Origin of the sequence: uncultured Agitococcus sp., assembly GCF_937920075.1 — a bacterium.
GTDB lineage: Bacteria > Pseudomonadota > Gammaproteobacteria > Pseudomonadales > Moraxellaceae > Agitococcus.
In genome coordinates this window covers 1-6,678 of the sequence record NZ_CALETI010000352.1, presented here as the reverse complement: position 1 = coordinate 6,678, position 6,678 = coordinate 1, and the positions used below count along the sequence as shown (strand labels likewise).

At 37.9% G+C, this 6,678-nt stretch carries 5 protein-coding genes; all 5 read left to right on the top strand.

The features are described 5' to 3' along the window. The first annotated feature begins 425 nt into the window (after positions 1 to 425). Positions 426 to 1,943 carry a DUF6160 family protein gene (locus Q0212_RS12165; RefSeq protein WP_297925878.1) on the top strand — a complete coding sequence of 506 codons (1,518 nt, stop codon included), beginning with the start codon at positions 426 to 428 and terminating at the stop codon, positions 1,941 to 1,943. A 137-nt stretch (positions 1,944 to 2,080) separates the two neighbouring features. After that, positions 2,081 to 2,995 (top strand): hypothetical protein, encoded by a 915-nt coding sequence (locus tag Q0212_RS12160; RefSeq protein WP_297925876.1) that lies wholly within the window; start codon positions 2,081 to 2,083, stop codon positions 2,993 to 2,995. 162 nt (positions 2,996 to 3,157) lie between these two features. Beyond that, positions 3,158 to 4,006: a C39 family peptidase gene (locus tag Q0212_RS12155; protein WP_297925873.1), complete on the top strand. Its 849-nt coding sequence runs from the start codon at positions 3,158 to 3,160 to the stop codon at positions 4,004 to 4,006. Positions 4,007 to 4,174: 168 nt separating this feature from the next. Continuing rightward, the gene (locus Q0212_RS12150) at positions 4,175 to 5,368 is read left to right on the top strand and encodes a transporter (RefSeq protein WP_297925871.1); all 1,194 of its coding nucleotides are present in this window, start codon (positions 4,175 to 4,177) and stop codon (positions 5,366 to 5,368) included. Between the two features lie 28 nt (positions 5,369 to 5,396). Then, on the top strand, positions 5,397 to 6,678 hold a 1,282-nt coding region (locus Q0212_RS12145; protein ID WP_367175941.1), incomplete at its 3' end, for an OmpP1/FadL family transporter.

The following is a 6,678-nucleotide window of genomic DNA, read 5'->3' as shown; positions in this document are numbered from 1 at the left end:
AGAAATAAGCATTAAATCTATAAAAAGTAGATTTGAGTAAGACTTGTGGAACGGTTTAAGTGTGCAAAATTGGACTCAGTAAGTCTTTTTAGCCTTTATGCAGCATAGCAAAATACAGGAGAAGATATTGCGATGTAGTTTAATGCTGTTGTTTAAATGTGTTAGTGATAAAGGCTAAAAATTAGCTGAAGTATGTCACCAAAAGTCAAGTTTTTCTGATTACAAAAATGCACAATAAACGACCTTCAAAATTACACAACCTTAACATCGTTAAACATGCCGTTTGTCGGACAGTTCACACATTTTTAGACTAAAGTACTTGCTCTAAAGATTGAATGGTGGTAACTTTTGATGGCCAAATAGAACGTTACCTAAAAATAAAATAAGGTAACAAAAACTATAAATAAACCTGAGGATAAAACCCCATGAAAATGTTAAAAAAACTCGCTTTAGTATCTGCTATTTCCGCAATTTCTGTAAGTGCCTTTGCTATGGAAGCAATGGACGACGAAGCAATGGCTACTACAACTGGTCAAGACGGTATCACCATTAACATCGTTCCAGATCGTATTACTCGCTTAGAAGCAACTAGTATGGGCGTAACAGCTGCTACAATGGATACAATTAATAGTGGTTCAAAGGTATTTAAGGGTTTAAGTATTGGCGAAATCCGTGTGCATGATGACGATGGTTACTCTCGTGCTGCAATCGACTTAAACAGTGATGGTGACACTAGTGATGCTGGTGAGGCTGCAATTAGTCTTAAAAATTCTGGTGCTTTAGTGATTGGTGGTGGTCGTAATGCTATTGACCTTAACGGTGACAGTGATACATTAGATCCGGGTGAAGCAGCAATTACTGCATTATCAGATCGTACTGTGATTTTGTCTAAAGGTGACAAGCCAATTCAAATCAATGTTGATATGATTGGTGATGTAGATGCTACTACCTCAGGTAATCAGGCATCATTACGTGTTGAAATTAAACAACCACAATTAGCAATTAAACTTGGTAATATTTATGTGGCTGACAGTAATGCTGCTCCAGATAATTATAATGCGGATGGTGGTGCTGATAATGATGCTGACAGCTTAGATAACCAAGATGGTACTGGTTTAGTTGCTAATAGCAAAGTTAAAATTTTGGATGGTTTAGAAATCGTGATGAACGAATCTACTATGACTATCCAATTGGGTAACGAAGCTCAAGGTGGTATGATTAAGGCTGATGCAACTTTGGCAGGTGGCTTAACTATCAATAACTTTGCATTATATGACCAACAGGGTGCTGCTGCATTAACTGCTGATAATTTATTAACAGGTACTGTAGGTTCTGGTGGTAGCTTCCGTGCAAGCAGTATCAAAATTACCGACAATGGTGGTAATGATTTAACAACCAAAACAGCGATTGACTTTGGTTCTAGAGTTTCTTCGCCAACAACAGTAACAACTGCTGGTAAAGATACCTTTATTTTTAACAAATCTTCTGGTAATATTCAAACCGTTGCAGTAGCTGTTGGACTCGTAAACAACTTGACTAGTTTGCGTGATGCAGAAGCAGTAATTCAGTTTGGTGCAGGTTCTACCTATGCTGGTTTGACAACCACGCAACAAGGCGCTGTTGATGGCGTTGTATCAGTTGCAAATACTGCTGCCTACACAGCAGGTTTACAAGGTGCTGGTTTAATTGCTGCTGCTAACTATGCTGGTTCTATAGCTGATGATGCTGCTGATGGTGTAAACAGTGGCACTGCTACTAACACATGGGGTGGTGTTGATACATACAACGGTTTAGTAATTACTAGCGAATTGGGTGGTACAACGGGTGCTGATATTGCTATCAACAATGCTGTAGTTGGTGATTTGAATGCTTCTGTAATTGGCGACGTTCAAATCGTTGGCTTAATGTTAGGCAAATCCAAAATCGTTATCATGGGTCACTAATCCTAGTTTTAGGTTTATGTGTCTAAAAATTACGGCAGCTTAGGCTGCCGTAATTTTTTGTATCTAAAATAAATAATAAAACTAATTACTGCTATACTAAAGCAATGTTATTACTATAAAAATAAAAAGGTTTAACTATGCTAAAACATGCACTAGCCTTTTCTGTTGGGTTGGGCTTTAGCGCGTCGGCTATGGCTCTTGAACAAATTACCGAAGAAGAACTCTCTACAGTGTCTGCTCAAGATGGTGTCTCTATTTTATGGAAAATGGATGACAACGGCGTACGCATCAACTCTGTGGCTTTGGTTGATAAAAATGGTATAGATACTTCAATTGCCACAGGTTACAACAATGCGGGTAAGCTAATTGCCAGTAATCTTGGTTTTAAAACCTGTGCAGAATCTACCATTAATGGCAGTTGTACCACATTATTGTTGCCAACCATTCGTTTTGATATTGATGCGATTGGTGACCATAATGGCAATGGCATAAGTAGTCCGATGCTTAATGTGTCCCTAACATTGGGTGGCGGTGCCAACAAAATGCGTTTTTATATCGATAAAATTTCGGTAGCTAACAATACAGGTGGCGCAGCAACCACCTTAATGACCTTTGGTGGCAGAACAGGTGGCGATGTTGATAGTTATGGCCACTATATAGACATCGTGCCACAGGGTAGCAACAAAACCATTTTAAATATGCAGCTTGGTTTTGAGCGTCAAGGTAATCTCATTAAGTTTACCAATGGTAATTTTGGCACAATTGATTTTGGTACAGTATCGTTTATTGATGGCACAAACACGGCTAATAGCCTACGTTTTGGTTTAAAGTTAGAAGAGTTTGATATTACTGACTTGGGTATTGATATTGATACGACAGGTTTAATGTTTCGTCATGCTAACTTTGGCGGAGACTCTGCGGGTGTAGGTAAAATGGATATTACTATGACCGATATTAAAGTGGGTGGCGCGAGCGCAGCAAGTATGGGAACGATTGGTCTGCAAAATATTAATATTAAGGACTTAGTGGTGGTAGTGGCAGGTAAAAATTAACTTTTTGAGTTAAGTTATTTGTATTTTTATATGCAATGTTATCTGGCGTAGGTTAAAAGCTACGATTGAATTACATAAAAAAGGTGAAAAAAGGTTTAAAATAAAGTATCTTGTTTGGCACACCTAAATTTACGTTTTAAACCAACAATTAGAATAAAAGTTATGTTTTTATTAACAATCGGCTCAGCAATCGCATATATGTTTGCTAATGATGCTTTTGAAGTTGCAGAAAAAAAACCAGCGAGTGTTTATTATCGTCATGCCGTTGATGTGCGTGCGATTAGTCCTTCTTTTATGGTTGAGCCTGTAGAAACGCCTATTCCGTTAAGTGAACAAAAATATAAAAATATTGATAAACAAACCTACGATTATAGTTGTGGCTCAGCAGCATTAACAGGTTTGTTGAATGGCTATTTGGGTCGAAAATTCACAGAAAAGCAAATTATGGATGGTATGCTTAAATTTGGTGAATACGATAAAATTGTTCAAAGACGCGGTTTTTCGCTGTTAGACATGAAACGTTTGGTTATGGCGCTTGGTCATAATGCTAATGGTTTTAGAGGGAGTTTAGAGGAAATAAAAAAAGCCGAGCATCCAGCTATTGTGGCTATTAGCTACATGAATTTTAAGCATTTTGTGGTTGTTAAAAAATATAAGGATGGGCGGTTTTATGTTGCTGATCCAGCATTAGGTAATATTAGTTTTACCGAAGCAAAATTTGATGAGGTTTGGGAGAAAAAAGACGGTAAAGGTAATTTGTTTATGGTCTTTCCTAGCGAATTTTATCCAGCACAAAATGGCTTAGAGCTTAGTGAAGATGATATGCGTTATGTGGCTGATGACACAATTACGCAGTTAGCCTTTATGGAGATGGATTATAATTTACGGCAGGCAGAAGGAGACTATCATAAAGCGGCAACGATGCAGCGTGTCTTTAATAGTGATGCAGAGGCTACTGATGATAAAAAAATTATTGATGTGCCATTGCGTATGTATTATCGCCGTAAATAAGCTTTTGATTGAGTCTGTTTAAGTTATTATTTTTTGTAAAATAAACAGCAAATACCTAATCATTTAGTTGGTAATGCTAATTTGTAGCAAAATTAAACTAAGTGCTAATTTAAATAAAAACGATTTATTAACTTTGTTAATTGATAAGACCTATAAGGAATCACAACAATGAGAAGCTGGGGTAAAACACCACACGTTGTAGTTGCTTTAAATTGCTTATGTTTTTCAATGGCGTATGCTGAAGAAGAAGCGACTGCAGCAAGCACTCCTGTTGCAGCATCTGTTAGTACGAGTGATGTTAAGCCTTCTGTAGATTCGGCATCAACTCAAACTAATTCAACAGATAATAAAGCAGCAGACGCTAAAAGCGAAGCAACAGCAGAGGCAAAGCCTAGCTCAGCAGCAGATAAAGCACGTGATGCACTTAAACAAAAGTCTACTGACACTAATGCCGAAAAAGATTTAGAAAAAGTTTTTCAATCTGCCGAAAAGACGTACTCATTGTCTAAAAAAGGCAATTATTCCATGAACTATGATTTGGGTTATAGCTACTATCGTGACAAACAGATAGATATCGCTTTAGAGCCAAATGGTTCAAGTATTCAACGTTTACGTATTCAAGATGATTCGCAACACTCCTTCACCAATACAATGGATGTGTCTTATGGTTTAAAAGATAACATTACCCTGAGTTTGTCCTTACCTTTGGTTTATAAAATGGATACAGCGGGCGGCAAGGAAACGGTAGGATTGGGTGATGTTGCCTTAGGTATGCGTTGGCAGCCAATTCCCTTAAAGCGTGGGTTACCTACAACAACTTTATATAGCTCTTTGTCTTTAGCAACAGGCGACAGCCCTTACGAAATTAATTCATCAAAAGATTTATCAACAGGTAAAGGGTATTATAGTTTGTCGGCAGGTGTGAGTGTTAGCAAGGTTATTGATCCTATTGTAATGTATGGTTCTGTTGGATTGACTACAGGTAATGCGATGGGTGGCTTAAATCAAGCTCAAAGTGGGCGCACTTTGAAGAGTTTCTCTCCAGGCCAAACCTTGAGTACCTCTGTGGGTTTGGCATACTCTTTGAATTATGATGTGTCAATTAGTGCCTCATATCAGCAAAGTATATCTACCAATGCACGTTATACTTTCTTGCAGAGTAATGATGAAGGTAAGCCAGAAATGGTAAGTTTTAATTCTGCCACACAGCTTTCTTCATTGTTAAATTACACGCTGTCTTTACGTACTAGTCCAACACGCATTGTCAATTTTAGTGTTGGTTTTGGCTTATCAGAAGATACGCCAGACGTAAACTTGGGTCTTTCTATGCCTTTAGAATTTTTGGGTTTAGCTAGCGAATAATATAAGGGTATAGCAAATGATAGGCTCTATATTAAAAAGACCTAAATTATCAACTTTAGCGTTGGCAGTGTCGGCGATTTATTCTGTATCTAGTCATGCACAATTAGCCCAAAATATGTCGGTTGACTTGCGTTCTTTGAGTTTGGGTAATGCGGTAACAGCCGATCCACCAGGTATTAATGCCATTCACTTTAATCCTGCGGGTTTAACTAAAATCAATGGTTTGCAATTAGATGTGCAATTGATGATGGCGGATTTTGCACTTGAAGCCGACTTGTCTGCGCCTAAAGATTTTGAGGTTTTTGGTTATTCTGACGATCCTGTTGTTTGTAATGATCCAGTTAATGATGAGCCATTATGTTCAGAATTTAAAACAGCACATACTAAAGTAGATGGTGTGGCATTGTATTTGCCAGTTTTGGATAAAATGATTAAATTGCCACCCGGCCCAGTCACTGCACCAACCGCAGGTATTGCTTATAAACCACCTGGTTCTAAATATACCTATGCTAATGCTTTTTATGCACCGATGATTGCAGGTTATTATCGCGATCAAGATGATCCTGGTGTATATATGGGGCGCAAGGTTGCATTAGAGCGGATTACTTATTTATCACCATCAGTAGCTTATAAAATTAATGATGAGTTGTCTGTCGGTTTATCCATTGGTATGTCATATCAAGCGATTGCATTAGATACAGACTTTAGAGCCCCGAACCCTTTAGTCGGGGTTTTTCGATTGTTTGATGAAGAAATTTGTGGTCCATTTAGAGAGGAGGCTAACTTAGTAACAGACTTATTGTTATTTGGTATTTGTAATGCACAAGAAAGCTTAGGCCCCTTTAAAAAAGCGGCTAACTTAGATGTATCTTTGCAACAAACATTATCACCAACCTATAACTTAGGTGTGTTATGGGAGCCAAACGAGCGTTTTGCATGGGGCATGGTGTATCAAAGTGCCGATAAAATGCGCTTAAAAGGCAAATATAAGGTGACTTATGCCAATGGTGCGCGTTCTTTGATTAATGATGGTTTGCAATCCTCTGTAACGGGTCAAATTTTAGGGGCAATTTTAGGTTTACCTAGTTATATGCCAGAGAAAGAAGAAGGTTTGTTGTCAATGAATTTGACTTTTCCTGCGCACTTTCAAACTGGGATAAAATATAAAATATTACCCCAGTTACAGGTCAATTTTGATGTGGGTTGGACCGATTTTAATGCTTGGGACGCGTTTAATTTTGAGTTTGACCGCGAAGTACAGGTATTAAAAATTGCTAAAATTTTAGTACCAGGTACAACAAATACCACTT

Bases quoted from the DNA above. Each gene is read 5' to 3' on its own strand.
- Q0212_RS12150 (WP_297925871.1), top strand. From the start codon at position 4,175: ATGAGAAGCTGGGGTAAAACACCACACGTTGTAGTTGCTTTAAATTGC.
- Q0212_RS12165 (WP_297925878.1), top strand. From the start codon at position 426: ATGAAAATGTTAAAAAAACTCGCTTTAGTATCTGCTATTTCCGCAATT.
- Q0212_RS12155 (WP_297925873.1), top strand. From the start codon at position 3,158: ATGTTTTTATTAACAATCGGCTCAGCAATCGCATATATGTTTGCTAAT.
- Q0212_RS12160 (WP_297925876.1), top strand. From the start codon at position 2,081: ATGCTAAAACATGCACTAGCCTTTTCTGTTGGGTTGGGCTTTAGCGCG.